15 protein-coding genes are annotated in these 19,519 nt (G+C 72.3%); 10 read left to right on the forward strand and 5 right to left on the reverse strand.

What is annotated here, in order from left to right; translation table 11 throughout:
- Positions 1-434: 434 nt before the first annotated feature.
- The 6 genes from ACWEOZ_RS10845 to ACWEOZ_RS10870 are packed head-to-tail and all read left to right on the forward strand — an operon-like array spanning position 435 to position 8,163.
- On the forward strand, positions 435-1,991 hold the full coding sequence (locus tag ACWEOZ_RS10845; protein ID WP_451910523.1) for a hypothetical protein: 1,557 nt from the start codon (positions 435-437) through the stop codon (positions 1,989-1,991).
- Positions 1,976-2,413 carry a hypothetical protein gene (locus ACWEOZ_RS10850; protein WP_451910524.1) on the forward strand — a complete coding sequence of 146 codons (438 nt, stop codon included), beginning with the start codon at positions 1,976-1,978 and terminating at the stop codon, positions 2,411-2,413. Before ACWEOZ_RS10845 ends, ACWEOZ_RS10850 begins: the two co-directional genes overlap by 16 nt.
- Positions 2,410-3,441 (forward strand): FHA domain-containing protein, encoded by a 1,032-nt coding sequence (locus ACWEOZ_RS10855; RefSeq protein WP_451910525.1) that lies wholly within the window; start codon positions 2,410-2,412, stop codon positions 3,439-3,441. The genes ACWEOZ_RS10850 and ACWEOZ_RS10855 overlap by 4 nt, the downstream gene beginning before the upstream one ends.
- A gap of 2 nt (positions 3,442-3,443) precedes the next feature.
- Positions 3,444-4,271, forward strand: a complete 828-nt coding sequence (locus tag ACWEOZ_RS10860; RefSeq protein WP_451910526.1) for a protein kinase domain-containing protein — start codon at positions 3,444-3,446, stop codon at positions 4,269-4,271.
- Positions 4,268-6,316, forward strand: coding sequence for a cation:proton antiporter (locus ACWEOZ_RS10865; RefSeq protein WP_451910527.1), 2,049 nt, complete (start codon positions 4,268-4,270; stop codon positions 6,314-6,316). The genes ACWEOZ_RS10860 and ACWEOZ_RS10865 overlap by 4 nt, the downstream gene beginning before the upstream one ends.
- Entirely contained in the window at positions 6,313-8,163 is a 1,851-nt protein-coding gene (locus ACWEOZ_RS10870; protein WP_451910528.1) for a serine/threonine protein kinase, read from the forward strand. Before ACWEOZ_RS10865 ends, ACWEOZ_RS10870 begins: the two co-directional genes overlap by 4 nt.
- A gap of 19 nt (positions 8,164-8,182) precedes the next feature.
- On the opposite strand, the gene ACWEOZ_RS10875 is transcribed toward ACWEOZ_RS10870, so the two are convergent.
- The 3 genes from ACWEOZ_RS10875 to ACWEOZ_RS10885 all read right to left on the reverse strand — a co-directional run bounded on the left by ACWEOZ_RS10875 (position 8,183) and on the right by ACWEOZ_RS10885 (position 11,799).
- Positions 8,183-9,295, reverse strand: a complete 1,113-nt coding sequence (locus ACWEOZ_RS10875; RefSeq protein WP_451910529.1) for an acyltransferase family protein — start codon at positions 9,293-9,295, stop codon at positions 8,183-8,185.
- Positions 9,296-9,367: 72 nt separating this feature from the next.
- Positions 9,368-11,119: a sensor histidine kinase gene (locus ACWEOZ_RS10880; RefSeq protein WP_451910530.1), complete on the reverse strand. Its 1,752-nt coding sequence runs from the start codon at positions 11,117-11,119 to the stop codon at positions 9,368-9,370.
- Positions 11,116-11,799 (reverse strand): response regulator, encoded by a 684-nt coding sequence (locus tag ACWEOZ_RS10885; protein ID WP_451910531.1) that lies wholly within the window; start codon positions 11,797-11,799, stop codon positions 11,116-11,118. Before ACWEOZ_RS10885 ends, ACWEOZ_RS10880 begins: the two co-directional genes overlap by 4 nt.
- A 127-nt stretch (positions 11,800-11,926) precedes the next feature.
- Between ACWEOZ_RS10885 and ACWEOZ_RS10890 the strand changes: the two genes are divergently transcribed.
- On the forward strand, positions 11,927-13,246 hold the full coding sequence (locus ACWEOZ_RS10890; protein WP_451910532.1) for an EAL and HDOD domain-containing protein: 1,320 nt from the start codon (positions 11,927-11,929) through the stop codon (positions 13,244-13,246).
- 46 nt (positions 13,247-13,292) lie between these two features.
- On the opposite strand, the gene ACWEOZ_RS10895 is transcribed toward ACWEOZ_RS10890, so the two are convergent.
- Together ACWEOZ_RS10895 and ACWEOZ_RS10900 are read right to left on the reverse strand one after the other, a co-directional pair.
- Positions 13,293-14,669, reverse strand: a complete 1,377-nt coding sequence (locus ACWEOZ_RS10895) for a M1 family metallopeptidase (protein ID WP_451910533.1) — start codon at positions 14,667-14,669, stop codon at positions 13,293-13,295.
- Between the two features lie 177 nt (positions 14,670-14,846).
- Entirely contained in the window at positions 14,847-15,266 is a 420-nt protein-coding gene (locus tag ACWEOZ_RS10900; RefSeq protein ID WP_451910534.1) for an ester cyclase, read from the reverse strand.
- 145 nt (positions 15,267-15,411) lie between these two features.
- Here ACWEOZ_RS10900 and dhaK point away from each other — a divergent pair, with 145 nt between their 5' ends.
- The 3 genes from dhaK to ptsP are packed head-to-tail and all read left to right on the forward strand — an operon-like array spanning position 15,412 to position 19,466.
- Positions 15,412-16,413, forward strand: coding sequence for a dihydroxyacetone kinase subunit DhaK (gene dhaK / locus ACWEOZ_RS10905; RefSeq protein WP_451910535.1), 1,002 nt, complete (start codon positions 15,412-15,414; stop codon positions 16,411-16,413).
- A gap of 4 nt (positions 16,414-16,417) precedes the next feature.
- On the forward strand, positions 16,418-17,059 hold the full coding sequence (dhaL, locus tag ACWEOZ_RS10910; RefSeq protein ID WP_451910536.1) for a dihydroxyacetone kinase subunit DhaL: 642 nt from the start codon (positions 16,418-16,420) through the stop codon (positions 17,057-17,059).
- Between the two features lie 4 nt (positions 17,060-17,063).
- Positions 17,064-19,466 carry a phosphoenolpyruvate--protein phosphotransferase gene (gene ptsP, locus ACWEOZ_RS10915; protein WP_451910537.1) on the forward strand — a complete coding sequence of 801 codons (2,403 nt, stop codon included), beginning with the start codon at positions 17,064-17,066 and terminating at the stop codon, positions 19,464-19,466.
- The last annotated feature ends 53 nt before the right edge of the window (positions 19,467-19,519 follow it).

The raw sequence follows: 19,519 nt of genomic DNA on the forward strand, positions 1-19,519 counted from the left end.
GCACCGCACTTGAACGTCCGGAGACGGACCTACCCGCAACGCCGGCCGGGTCGCCCGCCGGTGCAGGCGGCGGTCCGGGCGCTGGTGCTGCGCTTAGCGAAGGAGAATTCGAGCTGGGCCATTGCCGGTCCGTTGCGAATTGGTTGGTTCGGATTACAGGGTGGCTCGCCTGACTGGTGGCAGGGACAGCATGACGCCGCTCGCCGAGGCCGACGCCGAGCCGCTGGGCTTCATCCGCGTGGTGTTTGACGAGGACCCGCGGTGGGGGAGCCTGACCGACAATCTGCATGTGCGACCGGCCCGGCAGCGCTGTGGTGTGGGCGCCGCGCGGCAGTCCCTGCAAGGTTCGGATGGCGTGGCCGCGTTGTCAGCGTGTGGTACCCGTATGGGGACATCGGGCGTGATGATTTGCCCGGCACAACGGGGGACACAGGATGGATTTGCAACAGCACGCTGCGCCGGGGGACTTGACGCCCAGGCTGCTGGGGGAGTCGCAGTGGTCCGACGCGATGGTCGAGGAGTCCGGCATCGAGGTCCGCGACATCCCGTTCGTCAGCGTCGGCGGCGGCATCGGCTCCTTCGTCACTGTCGACTATCTGCGCATTGCCGGGGTGCCGACGGACCGGATCGCGGTGCTGTCGAACATCGACCATCCGTGGCAGACGTACCAGTATTTAACCAGGGTGTCGCAGATTCCTACGCCGGAGCGGATCCGCTCGGACTCCTCGTCGCGGCCGGACAACATCTGGGGCTTTCCGTCGTACGCGCTGGCCGAGGCGTGGCGGGACCGGACGCTGCGGCCGCTGGTGCACGTGCTCGGGGAGCCGATCTTCGCCGACTACTGGACCCCGCGGGCCGGGGCCGTCTTCGCCAGCCTGGAGCGTGAGGCGGCGCGGATCGCCTACCCGGAGATGCTGGTCAAGGGTGTGGTCCGGATGGTGCGTCGCCGGGTCGGCGGCGGCTACTTCACGATCCTGACCCCGCCGGCGGGCAGGAGCGCGACCAAGCGGATCGCGTACCGGTCCCAGTTCGTGCACCTCGCGGTCGGCTATCCCGGGCTGCGGTTCCTGCCCGACCTGCAGGCCTTCCGCGAGAAGTACCGCGACTTCCACCACGTGGTCAACGCGTACGAGCCGCACGAGCACGTCTACGAATTCCTCAAGACCTCGCCCGGCACGGTGATCGTGCGGGGTGGCGGGATCGTCGCGTCCCGGGTGCTGCAGCGGCTGATGGACGACCGGGAACGGCACGGGCTGCAGACCGAGATCGTGCACATCTTCCGCACGTTCGTGGCCGGCGCGCACGGCCCGCACCTGTGGTCCCGGCGCCGGGGCGGCCACGGCTTCGCCTACCAGGGCTTCAACTATCCGAAGTCGGTGTGGGGCGGGCAGCTCAAGGCCAAGATGCGCCGGCTCGAGGGCGACGAGCGGGCCGCCGAATACCGCCGGATGGGCGGCACCAACACGCCGAAACGGCGCCGCTGGCAGCAGCAGATGCGGGCCGGCCGCGACGCCGGCTGGTACCGCGCCTTCCAGGGCACCGTGGAAGAGGTCCGGCCGGGCCCGGAGGGCACCGTGCTGAGCGTCGTACGGCGCGAGGACGGCCTGAAGAACATCCAGTCCGACTACATCATCGACTGCACCGGGCTGGAGGCCGACATCGCGGAGCACCGGGTCCTCGACGACCTGCTCACCCACGGCGGCGCCGGGCGCAACCCGCTCGGCCGGCTCGATGTGGAGCGGACCTTCGAGGTCAAAGGCACGGCCAACGGTGACGGGGCGGTCTACGCCTCCGGCACCGCCACGCTCGGCGGCTACTTCCCCGGCGTGGACACCTTCCTCGGGTTGCAGGTGGCCGCCCAGGAGATCACCGACGACCTGGCCCGCCGTGGCTGGTGCAAGCGGCTCGGCCCGGTGCGGTCGACCGCGCAGTGGATCCGCTGGAGTCTCGGCCGCCCGGTGCAGGGGAGTGCGCAATGGTCCCGATCCTGATCGGCCGCATCCAGACCCGGCTGTTCCTGCTGGCGCTGGTCGGCTCGCTGGTCACCCTGGTGCTGATCCCGCTGTTGCCGGTGCCGGGACCGCTGTCGGAGCGGTACCGCGTGGCGTTCGTCGTGCTGGCCGCGGTGGCCGTGCTCGGCATCGCCTGGGAAGCGCTGTACCACCTGCTCATGCAGTTCCGCTGGGAGAAGGACTGGCCGTCAATGTTCGGGCTGCTCACCGGCGTACCCGAAGGGGTGTTGCTCTGGTGGCTCCTGCGCGCCGGCGCGGTCCCGCTGATCGACACCGTGCCACCCGGATGGGCCTTCGCCACGCACTTCGCCGTGGTCTGGGTGGTTGTCTGGCTGGTCGCCAACGGGCCGATGCGGGTGCCGTTCCTGCGGTGGCGCTTCCGCGGCGGGAGGCTGGTATGAGCATGCGTGTACAGCCCCTGCCCGGTGCCGGGCTCGTGGTGCGTGCCGGTGATCTGCTCGCCGTCTGCGCGGACGGCGGTGCGGAGACCGACGAACTGGTCGCGCTGGTGCGCCGGGCCGCCACCGACGACGGCGGCGACGGGGCCGCCCTGATCGCCCGTCTCGCCGGGCAGCTCGACTCCGACGGCGTCGCGTGTGCCGTGGCCGCGTTCGGCGGCACGCCCGCGATCCTGGTCCGCGGCGCCGCGGCCGCCGAAACCGACGGCGGGCACGGTCGCGTCCACCTGCACGGACCGGCGCTGACGCACCGGACCATCGAAGGTCCACTGCGGACGGTACGGCTCAGCCTGCCGGGCAGCGGCGCGCCGGATCCGCGGACCGCCCTCGACGCCGGCGTGGTCCGCGGGGCGGGGCTCGTCGCCCAGCTCGGCGCCCCGTCGACGCCGGCTCGCCGATTCGACCGGGCGGCACCCTTCGAGGCGGTCATCGTGCTGCCCGGGTACGCCCCGGCGCCCAGCCCGCCGCCCCAGCCACCCGCCGACGAGGCCGCGACGAACCCCCTCATCGAGGGGGTGTACTGCCGCGACGGCCACTTCAACGATCCGGATCAGCGGTACTGCCAGATCTGCGGCATCTCGATGGCCCAGCTGACCCAGGTGACCCGGCTCGGGCCCCGCCCGCCGCTGGGTGTGCTGTTGCTCGACGACGGCAGCACCCTGCGCCTGGACAGCGACTACGTGGTGGGCCGCGAACCCGACGGCGACCCGGACGTCGTCGCGGCCCGGGCCCGGCCCCTGCGGGTCTCCGGCCCGGTCAGCGGGGTCTCCCGCCGGCATGTCCGGGTACGGCTGGCGGGCTGGCGGGTCGAGCTGGTCGACCTGCACTCGGCGAACGGCACCTTTGTGCACCGTCCCGGCACGGCGGAGCCCGCACAGCTCACCCCCGGCGTACCCGTGGTGATCGCGCCGGGGGCCCGCGTCGACGTGGGCCGGCGCTGGTTCCGCTACGAGTCGCACCGCAATCCGTAGACGTGAAGGGACCAGATCAGGTGCAGGGCATCGCCGACTACGACTTCATCCGTCCCCTGGGTTCGGGCAACCACGGGCACTTCTTCCTGGCCCGGCGCCCCCGCCGGCTGCCGCTCGACATCGAGTTCGTCGCCGTCAAGGTGCTGCACGCGGAGTCGACCGATGTGGCGTTCCGCCGGGCCACCCGGGAGCTGGCCGCGTTCGCGGCGGTCCGCTCGCCGTACCTGGTCATCCCGATCGACGCGGGGCAGCAGGACGGCGCCTTCTTCTACTCGATGGAGTATCTGCCCGCCGGCTCACTCGCCAAGCCTGCTGAGCCGTACTCCCCGGCGCAGGCCATGCGGGCCTTGGCCGCCGCGGCTCGGGCGGCCGGGGCATTGCACGCCGCCGGCATCGCGCACCGGGACATCAAACCCGGCAACGTGTTGCTGCATCCGGACGGCGGGAAGCTGTCCGACCTGGGCCTCTCGCAGGTCTTCACCGAAGGGGTCACGGTCACCGGGATGGGCGCCCTCGACGCGATCGAGTACGTCGACCCCGCCCTGTTGCTGGGCGGGCCCCCCGGCCCGGCGACCGACGTGTGGTCGCTGGGCGTCCTCCTGCACCGGGTGGTCAGTGGTGCCGGCGTCTACGGTGACCTGCCGGAATTCGACGGTCTGCTGGCTCTGCGCCGGATCCTGTCCACCCCGCCCCGGGTCAGTGGCACGCTGCCGGCCCCGATAGCCGCCCTGGTGCGGGACTGCCTCGGCCCGGCGGCACAGCGGCCCGCCGCCGCCACCGTGGCCGACCGGATCGACGCCCTGCCGGGGACCGATGGGGGCCGGTCGTGACCTCGCACGCGGTGGGTCAGCTGCTGCTCGGCCTGGCGGTCATCATCGTGCTGGCCCGCGCGCTGGGCGCCCTGGCTCGCAAGGTCGGCCAGCCGCCGGTGGTCGGGGAGATCATCGCCGGGATCCTGATCGGCCCGAGCATCTTCGGCACCCTGGTCAGCGACCGGTTCTTCCCGGTCGACATCCGGCCCGCGCTGGCCGGGCTGGCCAACGTCGGCCTGGTGCTGTTCATGTTCATCGTCGGCTACGAGCTGGACCAGACCCTGGTCCGCGGGCGGCAGCGGATCGCGGTGAGCGTCTCGATCGGCTCCATCCTGGCCCCGCTCGGGTTGGGGGCCGCGCTGGCGTGGTGGCTGGCCGATCGCCACGGCGTGACCGACGTCCTGCCGTTCGCCCTGTTCATCGGCGCCGCGATGGCGGTCACCGCGTTCCCCGTCCTGGCCCGCATCGTGGCGGACCGGGGCCTGGTCCGTTCCGAGGTGGGCGGTCTCGCGCTGGCCAGCGCGGCCGTGGACGACGTGATCGCATGGTCGCTGCTCGCCGTGGTGGTGGCGGTCGGCACGGCTGACGGCAGCCTGCCCTGGCACGTGCTCGCGGTCGCCCCGTACCTGTTCGTCATGTTCCGCTGGGTCCGGCCGTTGCTGCGGCGCCTGGCCGCGGCCCGGGAGCGGGCCGGTCGGTTGACCCCCGACGTCCTCGCCGTGATCCTGATCGGGCTGCTGGTCTCCTGCTACCTCACCGAGATCATGGGGCTGCACGCGATCTTCGGCGCGTTCGTGTTCGGCGCGGTGATGCCCCGGGCCGGCGGTGAGGCGTTGCGCCACGAGATCCTCGAACGCCTCGAGCAGGTCAGCGTGCTCCTGCTGCTGCCGGTGTTCTTCGTGGTCGCCGGGCTGCAGGTCGATCTGTCCACGGTCGGCGGTGGCGCGCTGCTCGAGCTGGCGTTGATCCTGGTGGTCGCCATCGGCGGCAAGTTCGCCGGCGCCTACGCCGGTGCCCGGCTGAACCGCGTCGGTGCCCGGCAGGCCGGGGCGCTGGCGACGCTGATGAACACCCGGGGCCTGACCGAGATCGTCATCCTCTCCGTCGGGCTGCAACTGGCCATCATCGATCAGCAGATCTTCTCCATGATGGTCGTCATGGCGCTGGTCACCACCGTGATGGCGGGCCCGTTGCTGGCCCTGATCTACCCGCGGCGGGTGCTGGAGCGCGACATCGCCCAGGCCGAGCGCGCCGCGCTGGGCGGTGCGGCCGGGTATCGGGCCCTGGTGCTGGTACCCGCGGCGGCGCCGGCGGCCGCGACGGTGGCCGGCCTGGCCGCCGCGCTGATCGGGTCGCGCCGGCCGGCGACGCTCGTGCTGGCCCGGCTGGTGCCGTATCCGGCCGCGCCGCTGGAGATCGGCAGCGGGCTGACCGGCGGCCTGCTGGAGATGAACCAGGCGATGGGCGAGCTGACCCGGCTGGCGGCCGAGGTGCGGGCCGAAGGTCTGGAGGTGCCGGTCCTGGCCCGGTTCACCGGTGACTCGGGGGCGGAGCTCGCCGAGCTGGTGCGCACGGGCGAACCCGACCTGGTCGTCGTGACCGGGGATGGAGCCCGGCCCCCCGCGGTGCTCGAGGAGACGCCGGTGACCGTGATCACGCTCGCCGGGCCACCGCTGGCGCCGGTATGTGCGATCATCGCTCGGATCACCGGCGACGCGTCGGCGAATGCCGTCCTGCGGACGGCGGCCGAGCTGGCGTCGGCGTACGGGGTCGAGCTGGTCGTCGACGCGGGGCCGCGGGTCTCCCGCAGTGTCGCGGCGGCCCTGCGTGAGCTGCGCCGCCATGGTGTGGCTGTGCGGGCCGAGCCGGCGGACAGCGACTCCGGTGCCGCGCTCGTGGTGGCCGCCGCGGGCGGGCCCGGCGACGGGCCGGACGGCGCGCACGTCGTCGTCCGCACTGGAGCGGACCAGGTCGAGGAGACCCCGGCGCAGTGGGTGCCCCGACTGCGCAGCCCGGCAGGCATCGGATCGGATGGGGAAGCGACGCAGGTGACGAGAGCATGACCGGTGGTGCGGGCCCGGCGGGCGGGCGGCCGCTGCTGCCCGGCGACCCCCGGCAGCTGGGCCGCTACGAGCTGATCGGCCGGCTCGGTGAGGGTGGCATGGGTACGGTGTACCTGGCGTCGACGCCGGAGGGCCGCCGGGTCGCCATCAAGATCATCAAGTCTGATCTGGCCGACGACCCGCAGTTCCGGCAGCGGTTCCGCACCGAGGTGGAGCGGGCCCAGGACGTCCCGCCGTTCTGCACCGCCGAGGTTCTCGACGCCGACCCCGACCACGCCCCGCCGTACCTGGTCGTCGAGTACGTCGCGGGGCCCAGCCTCGCCGCGGTCGTCGCCGAACACGGGCCACTGACCTCCTCGAACCTGCACGGCCTGGCGATCGGGGTGGCCACGGCGCTCACCGGGATCCACGGCGCCGGCGTGATCCACCGCGACCTCAAACCCAGCAACGTGCTGCTCGCTCCCGGCAGCCCGAAGGTCATCGACTTCGGGATCGCGCGGGCCGTCGAAGGAGCCGTGAACCACACCCGGACCGACCAGATGGTCGGCACCGTGACCTACATGGCGCCGGAGCGCTTCGACTCCAGCACCGGCCGCAACCTCACCCCGGCCGCGGACATCTTCGCCTGGGGCGCGGTGATCGCCTACGCCGGCACCGGCCGCACTCCGTTCGCGGCCGACATGCCGCACATGGTCGCGGTGCGCATCCTGACCATGCCACCCGACCTGGAAGGCCTCACCGGACCCCTGCGCGACCTCGTCGAACAGGCACTGGCCAAGGACCCCGCCGATCGGCCCACCGCGCGGGAGCTGCTCGACCGGCTCCTGGACACCGGGCCGTCCCGGGCCGGCGGCGCCGCCGCCGTCCTGGAACGGCAACCCGCGCTGCGCGAGGCGGTCGCCGACGCGCGTGCCGCCGACGACGTGCAGGCCCGCGAGCGTACGGCCGCAATGCAGCTGCCCTCGCCGGGCGAGGCGGGCTCACCGACGACCCGGTTCAACCTGCAGGGCCGAGCCGCCGCGGAGGAGGCCCCGGCGCGAGCAGAGCCGACGGTGGTGATTGCGCCGCCGGTGGTCCCTGAGCCTGCGGCAGCCCCGCGGCGCAGATTCCGGGGGGCGGCCACCGCGGTCCTCGCGGGCACCGCCGTGATCGCGGTGACCTTGCTCGTCGGCATCGTGACCGGGCTGATCCCGGTGAATCGGGGCAACGACGAGAATCCCCAGGCGACCGGGCCGAGTGCCACGCCGAGCGTTTCGGCTGCGCGACCGTCGGTCGCACCGGACGGCGACACCGTCATCGCCGACCCGCTGACCTCCGAACGGGACTGGCGGGTCGTGCAGGATCCGGCGAACAAGGCGAGCTGTGAGTTCGACGGCGCGCTGGTGGTGGAGAAGCGGTCGGCCGGACCGTACAGGTGCCCCGGGCCGCGGCGGCTGCTCACCGACTTCACCGCCACCGTGACGGCCAAGCTGCTCACCAAGGGCGCGTGCGCGGCCGTCTGGCTCCGCTTCGACAAGGTCGACGCCACGGCGAACCGGGAGGCCGGCTACGTGCTGGCGATCTGCGCCGACGGCTACACGCTGATGACCCATGGTGCCACCGGGGTGAGCGACACGGCCGAGCTGGCGTCGTTCCCGTTCGCCGAGCCGGTGGGGCTGCGCGAGCCGATCGCCGTCGCCATCACCGCCGACGGGCCCAAGCTGTCGTTCAGCCGCGACGGCACCGAGGTCGGCAGCTGGAAGGATTCCCAGTTCCCCAGCGGGCGCGTGGTTTTCGGCATGCTGAACAAGTCAACAGGGTCGTCGCCCGCGCAGGTGTCGTTCAACGACGTGGAGATCCGCGCCTGAGTCCTCGGTGGACTTTCGCCTACGCGACGCGCTGCTGTGGTCTCTGATCGTCTGATGTCTGCGGTTGGCTCGGGCGGACGGAGCCGGTGGCGATCCAGCGGCGCAGGGCGGGGCCGGCCGGCCGTTCGATCAGGCGGTGGACCAGCCAGGCGGCCACGATCAGGATTGCTACCGCGGCGATGATGAGGGCGGGCACCGGTACGTCGGTGCGGTCGTAGGCGTACCGGATCATGGTGTAGCCGATGCGGGGATGCAGCAGATAGAGCGGGTAGGAGATCGCGCCGGCCGTGGCCAGCCAGCGCCGGCGCCAGCGGTCGGTGACGCCCAGGGCGATGGCCAGCAGCGCGATGTACGCGAGGGTGATGATCAGCCATGCGGGCCAGACCGGTACCGGGAAGCCGGGGTTCGCGAAGAGCACGCGCTCGCGTACGCGGAAGAGGCTGAGCGCCCAAGCCGCGGCCAGCAGGGCCCACAACGGCAGGGCGGGGCCGTGGCGGCGGACAAGATAGATCGTGATGCCCGCGACGAAGTAGGGGGCGAAGTCGGGCATGACCAGCTCGGCGAGCGGCGCCTCGGCCGGGACGAGGACGGAGAGGACCAGCCAGCCGGCGCTGATGGCGATGACCCGGCGGCGGGTGGGGCCGATCAGGACCAGGATGGCGAACAGGGCGTAGAACCGCAGCTCGTACCAGAGGGTCCAGTAGACGGTGTCGACGTAGGGCACGTTCAGCGGTTTGGCGAGCATGGTGAGGTTGACGGCGATGTCGGTGGCGGTCAGGCCGTGCGGTGAGGGGATGCCGTCGGTGAGCGGCAGGAAGGTCATGACCGCCGCGGTGATCAGGACGCAGGCCCAGAAGGCGGGATAGAGCCGGGCGGCGCGGGAGGCGAGGAAGTCGCGCGGGGTCCGGTCCCAGCCGCTCATGCAGATGACGAAGCCGCTGATCATGAAGAACATCTCGACGCCGAGGAAGCCGTAGATCAGCGTCGAGTTCACTTCCTGCGGCAGGTACGCGGTGGTCGGCCGGACGCCGTCGACCGACCACGCCATGCCGAGGTGGTGGAAGGCCACCGCCAGAGCGCACAGCAGTCGCAGGCCGTCCAGGGCCAGCAGGCGGTTCGTCTTCGCAGCCACGATCGGCCGCCTCCAATGCAGGGGTCATCGCCGCGAGTGGCCGGGCCGCTCACGGTGGGGGATGAAGGGATGTCAGGTAGGCAGGCGCATGGTGAAGGTGCTGCCGTGACCGAGCCGGCTGGTCGCGGTGACGGTGCCGCCGTGGGCCTCGGCGAGTTTGCGGACGATGGCCAGGCCCAGGCCGCTGCCGCCGGTGCTCCGGGTGCGCGACTTGTCGGCGCGCCAGAAGCGGTCGAAGACGTACGGCAGGTCGTGTTCGGCGATGCCGTGGCCGGTGTCGGCGACCTCGATCACCAGGTGGTCGCCGTCGAGCCGGGAGCGGACGGTCACGGTGGCACCCGGCGGTGAGTGCCGGACAGCGTTGGAGAGCAGGTTGCCGACGGCCTGCCGGATCCGGTTCGGGTCGAGCATGACCTCCGGGTCGCCCGCCGCCTCGACCTCGATCGTGACGCCGTCGGTGCGGCCGGTGTGCGCGGCGGCGACCTGACCCAGCAGTTCGTTGACGTAGATCAGCTCGGGGTGCAGGCGAAGCCGGCCGGCGTCGGCGGCGGCCAGGTCGCTGAGGTCGTCGATGACGTGCTGGAGCAGCTCGGCCTCGTCGGCGAGCAGGTCCAGCAGCTCCGGGTCGGGTTCGGCCACGCCGTCCCGGGCGGCCTGGAGCCAGGCGCGGATGTTGGTCAGGGGGGAGCCGAGCTCGTGGGCGATGTCACTGATCATCGAGCGTCGTTGCCGTTCGACGGTCTCCCGGCGCTCGGAGAGGTCGTTGAAGGCGGCCGTGAGCCGGCCGATCTCGTCGCGGCCCCGGACCGGGAGGTCGCTCGCACCGCTCTCGACGGCGTGGGTGAGCGCGCGCAGCGGCCGGGAGATCCGCAGGCCGACCAGCAGCGTGACCGCGAATGCGACGGCCAGGACCAGCCCGGCCACGGTCGCGACCCGCGCGGTGCCGGCCCGGGAGAGGTCGAACACCGTGCCGGCTTCCCGGTCCGGGCCGGCGACATAGAGGTAGGCGGGCGGGGCCACGTACGGCGCGAGCTGTCGCCGGCGTGACTGAATGATGCATTCCTGCGGCTGGCCGGGGTCCAGGCGGGCTGGGCGGGCCGGCTTCCAGGCGAAGCCGGGCAGTACGGTGACCACGGGCTCGGCTGCGGCTCCCACCAGGCACGCGTTGGTGAGCACGGTCAGCTCGGCCAGGGCCGCACGTTCGGTGGCGGTGACCACGTCGGCGCCGGACTTCCGAAAGCAGTCGGCCAGTTGCGCGGAGACCAGGTCGGCACTCGTGAACAGTGGCGCCAACGTCGGCCGGCCCGCGGTGAAGGTGTCCGCCCCGGCGGCTATGCCCTGCTCGGCCAGGCACTCCTCAGCGCGGACAAGCCGGCCGGACAGCATGCGGTGCTCGGCGGCGGTCAAGCGGTACGGCCCGAACGCCCGGTTGTAGATACCGTTGGCGTCCGACTCGTCGGAGGCGAGAAATCCCTCGACCTGGAGAGGCGTGACCAGCGCCGACCGCCGGGCCGGAAGGTCTGGCCGCTTGCTCTCGGAACTGGCCAGGAAGGTGCCGTCCTCACCGGTGAGCGTGATCTGCCGGCCGGTCAGCCCACTCAGCTCGGCCAGCATCGGCTGCACACCGGACCACGTAGGGTGCTCGGCGGCGTACTCGAGTACTGCCTCATAGATCCGGGCGTCGTACGCGATGCCCTGGCCCAGCTCCTGCCGCAGCTGGGCCGTGGTGCTGTTCACCACCAGCCACGTGGTGGCCAGCACGGCACACAGCACCACCAGCAGAGACATGGCCAGCAGGCGCCCCACCAGGCTCGGGGACCTCACAGGGACCCGTCCGTGAGCTTGTAGCCGATGCCGTACACGGTCAGCAGGTACGAAGGCCGCCGCGGATCCGGCTCGATCTTGCGGCGCAGCTTCACGACATGCATGTCGACGGTCCGGTCGGTCGCCGAGACCTCGAACCCCCGGGTCCTCTCCAGCAGCTGCGCCCGGGTGAACACCCGGTCCGGGGCGGCGGCCATCGCGGCCAGGATCTCGAACTCGCCGGGGGTGCAGTCGACCCGGCGCCCACCGACGGTCACATGATGCCCGGGTACGTCGACAGCGACCTCTCCCACCCGCAGCGGGGCGTCCGGCGCCCAGTCGTTGCGGCGCAGCATCGTCCGGATCCGCGCCATCAGCTCACGCGGGTTGTACGGCTTCATCAGGTAGTCGTCCGCGCCGGCCTCGAGCCCGAGGATCAGGTCGTCCTCGTCGCGCCGGGCGGTCAGCATCAGCACCGGTACGTTGCTCTCCCGGCGCAGCGCGCGGCAGACCTCGATCCCGTCCGGCCCCGGCATCATCACATCGAGCACCAGCAGCTCCGGCCGGGACCGGAGCACCAGCTCGATCGCGCTCCGGCCGTCGTGCACGACCGACGCCCGGTAGCCGGCCGCCCGGAGGTAACGCCGGACCACCTCGGCCTGCCGGACGTCGTCCTCGGCGACCACCACGTGCGCGCTCACGGCATGGACTATAGGAAGGTCCGGCGGCCTGACTTGCGAACGCTGACATTGCCGAGACAACTCCGGGGGCATCCGGATGGCGCGCCTGGCCGGCCCAGCGGTGCGGCACTCGGCCGGGTGACGGTGTTTGAACTTTGCCCATTTTCTCTACTTTGATACCTTTAAGGGCTATTCTGCCTGGGTGATGCGCGCATCGGCCGACAGTGACGAGCCGGCTTCCTGGATTCATGTCGGTCGGCAGCCGATCTACGACCGGAGCGGCGACGTGGTCGCCTATGAGCTTCTGTTCCGGGACTCGGCTGCGGCGCGCAGCGCCTCGCGGAGCACGGCGCAGGCCACCAGCCAGGTGATCGTGGCGGCCTTCACCGAGTTCGGTCTCGCCGAGCTGGTCGGATCCAGGGCCTGCTTCGTCAACGTCACCCGCGAGTTCCTGACCGGCGAACTGCCTGTGCCGTTCGATTCCGACCAGGCCGTTCTGGAGATCGTGGAGACCGTCGAGGTCGACGACCTGGTCATCGACGGGACCCGGGCCCTGGTCGAGCGAGGTTTCACCATCGCGTTGGACGACTTCGTCTGGGGTGCCGGAGCCGAACGCCTCCTCGACTGGGCCACCTACGTCAAGGTGGACATGCTCGACGCCGACCCGGCCGGTGTGACGGAGACGGTCGAGCAGTGCCGCCGATACCCGCACATCCAGTTGGTCGCCGAACGGCTGGAGACCGAGGAACAGCTGCAGCACGCCATGCAGCTGGGGTTCGACCTGTTTCAAGGCCACGTCCTCGGGCGCCCGCACGTCCTGTCGACCGCGTCGATGTCGCCGACACGCGCCGCCCGGCTGCAGCTGATCGCCGCGTTGAATGCCGACGAGGTGGACTTCGACGAGGTGGTGTCGCTGATCAGCCGCGACCCCGCGATCACCTACCGGTTGCTGCGGGCCACCAACTCCGCGGCCTCCGGTCTCGCCGCGCGAGTTTCCTCGGTGGCTCAGGCGGCCACCCTGCTCGGACCGGCGACGATCCGGCAGTGGGTCACGCTGATGCTGTTCAGCGACCTCACCGACGCCACCGAGGATCAGGTGATGACCACCCTGATCAGGGCCCGGCTGTGTCAACTGCTCGCCGAGAGACTCCGGCTGTCCGGTGGCGCGGCCTTCACCGTGGGACTGCTGTCCGGTGTCGCGGACCTGCTCGCCGAACACCCCGCGGATCTGATCACCGAGCTGCCCCTGGCCGATGACGTCGTCGCCGCATTGACCACCGAAGCCGGAGACCTCGGCCGCGTTCTACACGCCGTACGTGCCTACGAACAAGGGCAGCCGACCGCCGGCGGCGTCATCAACGCCGACGACATGATGGAGGTCTACCTGGCCGCGGTGAGCTGGTCCACCCACACCGTGAGCGGCGCCCTTGCCGACCAGCCCCTGCGCCGAGCAGACCTGCCACGATGACCTCTTCGCCGGCGGACGAGGGGTCGTCCCTGGCGCGTTGCGGCCGTCACGGCAGTGCCGGACGCGCCGGGGAGTACAGCCAGGTCCTGAAGAAGCCATCCAGGTTGCGGCCCGACACGCGGCTTGCCGTGGCGGTGAAGTCGGCCGTGGTCGCGGTGCGGTGCCGGTAGGTCTGCGTCCAGGCCCGCAGGACGGCGAAGAATGTCGCGTCGCCCACCTCCTCGCGCAGCAGCTGCAGCACCATGGCGCCGCCGAAGTAGATCCGTTCGCCGGCCTCGTCGGTCGGTTGCGCCGGGCCGGTGAGGGGCACGCTCCAGAAGGGATCACCTTCGGGGTGGTCCCGGTAGATCTGCCGCGCCTGGTCGTGGGCGCTCGCCCGGCCGTTCAGCTCGTCCCAGTACCAGGTCGCGAACATGGCGAAGCCCTCGCTGAGCCACACCTCGTTCCACCGGGCGAAGCCGACGCTGTCGCCGAACCACTGGTGGGCGAGCTCATGAGCGACGATCGTGTCGCTGTCCGCCGCCGAGTACACGGGACGGGTCTGGGTCTCCGCGGAGAACGGGATCTGCACACCGTCGTGACTCGCCCACACGACGATCGCGCCGGTGGAGTCGAACGGGTACGGACCGAAGCTGCTCGCCCATCGGTCGGTGACCGCGGCCGTCGTACGCCAGAAGTGCGACATCAGATCCGGCCTGGTGAGCGCCGGATCGACCGCGACGTACTCGGGGATCCCGCCGGGCGTCGCGCCGCTGCGAACCTGCCAGCGTCCGACGTCAACGGTGGCCAGATACGTCGCCATGGGCGCGCGCTCCGACCAGTCGTGGGTCGTCCACAAGCCGTGGGTGCTGCGGCCCACGCGACGTCCGTTCGCCACCACGTCCAGGCCCCGGGGTACGCGTACCGTGAAGGTGAACCGCGCCTTGTCCGACGGATGGTCGTTGCACGGGAACCAGGTCGACGCGCCGTCCTGCACGCTCAAGGTCACCATGCCGTCGTCCGTACGCACGAACCCGTACGGCGTGTCTCCGCCCAACGGCTGCGGGACACCCCCGTAGGCGACCTCCACCTCGAACCGCGACGACGCCGGCAACCCCCGCCGCGGCGTGACCACCAGCTCCTGACCGTCCCGGCGGAACGCCGCGGCCCGGCCACCGACCGACACCCGGGTGACGGTCAGCTGCTGCAGGTCCAGGTCGAAGCGGGACAGGTCCTGCGTCGCCACGGCCGTGATCCGGGCGACCCCGTCCAGCCGTCCGCTCGCCGGGTCGTAGGTGAGATCGAGCGCGTAATGCTCCACGTCGTATCCGCCGTTGCCTTCCATCGGATACCACGGGTCGCCCACCCCGGCTGACCCCGGCCGGAAGTGGTGCCGTGCCGAGGCGGTCGCCGGGGTGCCGGCCCCGATCAGCAGAGCGCACACCAGCGCCGAACTTGTGAGCTGCAGTCCCGTCGATCCATGCCGTTTCATCGTCCGCCTCCCGGAGCAGCACCGTCGTCGGACTCGATGCTTTCCGACGGCACCGGCGCGGACCACCGAGCCAGCCGCCCATCGCCGGTGCGGCTACCTCACCGTCCGGCAACCGAGGTGGCGCCTCGGTCAGGCCGGCCGGACGTCGTGCACCTGCAGGATGCGCTGCAGTTCGTCGGCCAGCACCCAGATCCGCGTGATCCGCTGATCGGCGTCGATGGTGAGGACGTCGATGCCCAGGCCGCTGACCACGCGCCCGGTCGGGGGCAGGACACCCAACAGGGTGCGCCACGGCCCGGTGTGCCGCGCGCTGTGCCGGAACGCGATGGTCAGCTTGCCCGGCGCGCCGACCCGGTCGACGATCTCGATGACGTGGTCGGTGAACGCGCTGTGCAGCGCCTCCGCGCGTGCCACCAGGTCGGCGACGGACATCGGGGCGCCGTTGATGACGACGGGATCGGCGTAGAGCCGGGCGAAGGCCGTGACCGGATCCGGATGCACGCCGGGCGGCACCCGCCACAGGTCGAACAACTGCTGCGCGATGTCCACGGGGCCTCCTGGCGAGGATCCCAGGATCGCGCTGCACCGCCTGGCTGGCAAGGCCGTACCGCGAGACGGTTCCCTTTCGGAGATCCGGGCGTAATTTGTGGGGTAGCAGGTCGTCCCTCCGGCACTCAGCGGCGAGGAGTCATCGATGAACCAGCTGATCAACGACCCGGCGAAGGTGGTCGCGGACGCGCTCCGCGGCATCGCCGCCGCCCATCCCGAGCTTCACGTCGATCATGAGAACCGCATCGTCCGCCGGGGCGACGCCCCGGTCGAGGGCAAGGTCGGGCTTGTCTCCGGGGGCGGCTCGGGTCACGAACCGCTGCACGCCGGCTTCGTCGGCCCGGGCATGCTGGACGCGGCCTGCGCCGGCGAGATCTTCACCTCCCCGGTGCCCGACCAGATCATGGCGGCGACGAAGGCCGTCGACGGCGGGGCCGGGGTGCTGCACATCGTCAAGAACTACACCGGCGACGTGATGAACTTCGAGATGGCGGCCGAGCTCGCCGCGGCGGAGACCGGCGTCACCGTCCAGGCCGTCGTGACCGACGACGACGTGGCGGTGCAGGACAGCCTCTACACCGCCGGGCGCCGCGGGGTCGGGGTGACCGTGCTGGTGGAGAAGATCGCCGGTGCCGCCGCCGCGCAGCGTCGGCCGTTGGCGCAGGTGGCCGACATCGCCCGCAAGGTCAACGCGAACGGCCGCAGCATGGGCGTGGCGCTCTCCTCGTGCACGGTCCCGACCGCCGGCAAACCCACGTTCGACCTGCCGGACGGCCAGATGGAGGTCGGCATCGGCATCCACGGCGAGCCGGGACGCCGCCGCGTGCCGCTGGCGCCGGCCGCCGAGATCGCCGAGATGCTCGTCGGCCCGATCCTCGACGACCTGGACTTCACCGGGCGGGACGGTGTGATCGCCTTCGTCAACGGCATGGGCGCCACCCCCCTCATCGAGCTGTACGTCATGTACCACGAGGTGGCGGCGATCCTCGCCAAGGCCGGTGTCTCCGTCGCGCGTTCGCTGGTCGGCCCGTACATCACCAGCCTCGACATGGCCGGCTGCTCGGTCACCCTGCTCAAGGCCGACGACGAGATCCTGCGGCTGTGGGACGCTCCGGTACGGACCCCGGCCCTGCGGTGGGGGAACTGACCCGATGGACGGCACCGTGGACGCCGTGGCGCTGACGAACTGGGTGCGGGAGTTCGGCCGGCTCGTCGCGGCCCAGAAGGAGCGGCTGACCGAGCTGGATTCCGCGATCGGCGACGCCGACCACGGCGTCAACATGGACCGGGGGATGACCGCGGTCCTGGCGATGCTCGCCGGCGAAGCGCCCACCACCCCGGCCGACGTGCTCAAGCGGACCGGGATGACCCTGGTCAGCAAGGTCGGCGGCGCCAGCGGCCCGCTGTACGGCACGGCGTTCCTGCGGATGGCCGCCGCGGCCGGCGGCGCCGACGCGCTCGACGCGCCGGGCTTCGCGAAGGTGCTGCGGGCCGGGCTCGACGGGGTGGTCACCCGAGGCAAGGCCGCGGCCGGCGACAAGACGATGTACGACGCGCTGGCCCCGGCGGTGGACGCCCTGGACGGGGCGCTGGCCGCCGGTCAGCCGCTCGGCGAGGCGTTGCGGACGGCGGTCGGCGCCGCTGAGCGGGGCCGGGACGCGACGATCCCGATGGTGGCCCGCAAGGGCCGCGCCAGCTATCTGGGCGAGCGTAGTGCCGGACACCAGGATCCGGGGGCGACCTCGGTGACGCTGCTGCTGAGCGCGGCCGTGACCGTGCTCGGCGGGGACTGAGGCCGTGGTCGGCCTGGTGGTGGTCAGCCACAGCCGGGCTCTGGCCCGCGCCGCGGTGGGACTCGCGGCGGAGATGATCCGGGGCGCGGCGGTGCCGATCGAGGTCGCCGCCGGGCTCGACGAGACGGCGTACGGCACCGACGCCGTTGCCATCACCGAGGCGGTGACCGCCGCTGATAGTGGCGACGGCGTGGTCGTGCTGATGGACCTCGGCAGCGCCGTACTCTCCGCGGAGCTCGCGCTCGAGCTGCTGGCGGACGACCTGCGCGATCGGGTCGTGCTGTGCCCGGGGCCGCTGGTCGAAGGTCTGGTGGCCGCCGCGGTGGCGGCTGCCGGCGGCGCCGGCCGCGACGAGGTCGCCGCCGAGGCCGGCGCCGGGCTGGCGGGCAAGCAATCCCAGCTCGGCGGGCCGCTCACCGGTGCACCGGACACCGGCGGCGGGACGGGGGACGGGCCCTCGGCCACGGTCACCGTGCTCAACCGGCACGGCCTGCACGCGCGGCCAGCCGCGCGGCTCGTCACCCTCGCCCGGTCGTTCGACGCGCAGGTGCGGGTCCGCAACGCCGAGACGGGGTCGCCGTGGGTCCCGGCGTCGAGCCTGTCGCGGATCGCCACCCTGGGCGTGCTGCACGGACACCGGATACAGGTACGCGCGTCGGGCCCGCAGGCGCAGGCGGCTGTCGACGGGATCGTGGCGCTGGCCGGGCGCGCGTTCGACGAGACCGAGCCCGCCGCCGAGCCGGAGGGCCCGGCCGCGCAGGGACGGGCCGCGTCACCGGGGATCGCCATCGGGCCGGCCCGGCACCTGTCCTCCGCACCCATCGACATTCCCGACCTGCCCGCGCGTGGACCGGCACAGGAGAGGCAACGCCTCGACGACGCCCTCGCGTCCGTGCGGCGGGACCTGGAGAAGCTCCGGGCCGGCGCCGGCTCCATCTTCGACGCGCACCTGTTGCTGCTCGACGACGCCGATCTGCTCGCCGAGGTCCGGTCGCGGATCGACGCCGGCGAGGCCGCGCCCCCGGCCTGGGCGGCGGCCACGGCCCGGGTCGCCGGCGAGTTCGAGGCGCTGGCCGACCCGTACCTGAAGGCGCGGGCGGCCGACGTCCGCGCGGTCGCCGACCAGCTGCTGCGCGCCCTGCTCGGGGTCCCCGCCGCGGTCATGCGGGGGTCCGGCGTGCTGATCGCCGCCGACCTCACGCCGGCCGAGGCCGCGGCGCTCGATCCGGGGCGGATCGCCGGGGTCCTGCTCGCGTTCGGCAGCCCCACCGCGCACAGCGCGATCCTGCTGCGGACCCGCGGCATCCCCGCCGTCGCCGGGGCCGGGCCGGCCGCGCTCGAGGTCGCCGACGGTACGCCGGTCGCGCTCGACGGCAGCACCGGCGAAGTGCTGGTGGCACCGTCAGAGGCGGCGCTGGCGACACTGCGCGAACGGGCCCGCGGGCAGGCGGCGCGCCGCGAGCAGGCGGCCGGCCGTGCTTCGGTGCCGGCCGTGACCCGCGACGGCGTGCGAGTCGCCGTCGGCGCGAACGTGGGGTCGGCGGCGGAGGCACACGTCGCCGCGGAGCACGGCGCCGACCTGATCGGACTGATCCGTACGGAGTTCCTGTTCCTGGACCGTGACGCCGCGCCCGAGGTCGAGGAGCAGGAGGCGGCGTGGCGGGAGATCGCGCAGGCGCTCGGCGGACGCCGGATCACTGTGCGGACCCTCGATGTCGGCGGCGACAAGCCGCTGCGCTATCTGCCGGCACCGGCCGAGGAGAACCCGTTCCTGGGCGTCCGCGGTCTGCGGTACACGCTGCGGCATCCCCGGCTGCTCGCCGACCAGCTGCTGGCCGTCGTCCGGGTGGCCCGCGACGTGCCGGTCAGCCTGATGTTCCCGATGGTCAGCACCGTGGACGAGGTGGTGCAGGCCCGCCGGATGCTCGACGAGGCCGTGGCGTGGGAGGGCGGCGGCGAGCCCGCCGGCCTGCAGGTGGGAATCATGGTGGAGGTGCCGGCCGCCGCGCTCAAGGCCGCCGCGTTCGCGCCGTACGTCGACTTCCTGAGCATCGGGACCAACGATCTGACCCAGTACGCGCTGGCGGCTGAACGCGGCAACCCGGCGCTGGCCGCGTTGTCCGACGGCCTCGACCCTGGCGTGCTGCGGCTGATCGAGGCGGTGTGCCGGGGCGCCGGCGAGCGGGTCACCGTCGCGGTCTGCGGCGAGCTGGCCGGCGACGAGGCGGCGGTGCCGCTGCTGACCGGGCTCGGCGTGCGGGAGCTCAGCGTGGCGCCGCGGAGCGTACCGGCCATCAAGGAGGCCGTCCGCGGCACGGACCTGGCAGCGGCGGCCGCGCTGACGCGGGTGGCCCTGGAGATGCCGGACGCCGCCGCCGTGCGGGCGCTGCTCGACGGCCCGGGGTGAAGGAGCGCGGAAGGTCAGCAGGCCGGAGCCTGCTGACCTTCCCGGCGCTTACC

Source organism: Actinoplanes sp. NPDC004185 (assembly GCF_053603475.1).

What these genes read in the sequence shown, in the direction of transcription:
- ACWEOZ_RS10845 (WP_451910523.1), top strand. Translation starts at nt 435, where the DNA reads ATGGATTTGCAACAGCACGCTGCGCCGGGGGACTTGACGCCCAGGCTG.
- ACWEOZ_RS10850 (WP_451910524.1), top strand. Translation starts at nt 1,976, where the DNA reads ATGGTCCCGATCCTGATCGGCCGCATCCAGACCCGGCTGTTCCTGCTG.
- ACWEOZ_RS10855 (WP_451910525.1), top strand. Translation starts at nt 2,410, where the DNA reads ATGAGCATGCGTGTACAGCCCCTGCCCGGTGCCGGGCTCGTGGTGCGT.
- ACWEOZ_RS10870 (WP_451910528.1), top strand. Translation starts at nt 6,313, where the DNA reads ATGACCGGTGGTGCGGGCCCGGCGGGCGGGCGGCCGCTGCTGCCCGGC.
- dhaK (WP_451910535.1), top strand. Translation starts at nt 15,412, where the DNA reads ATGAACCAGCTGATCAACGACCCGGCGAAGGTGGTCGCGGACGCGCTC.
- dhaL (WP_451910536.1), top strand. Translation starts at nt 16,418, where the DNA reads ATGGACGGCACCGTGGACGCCGTGGCGCTGACGAACTGGGTGCGGGAG.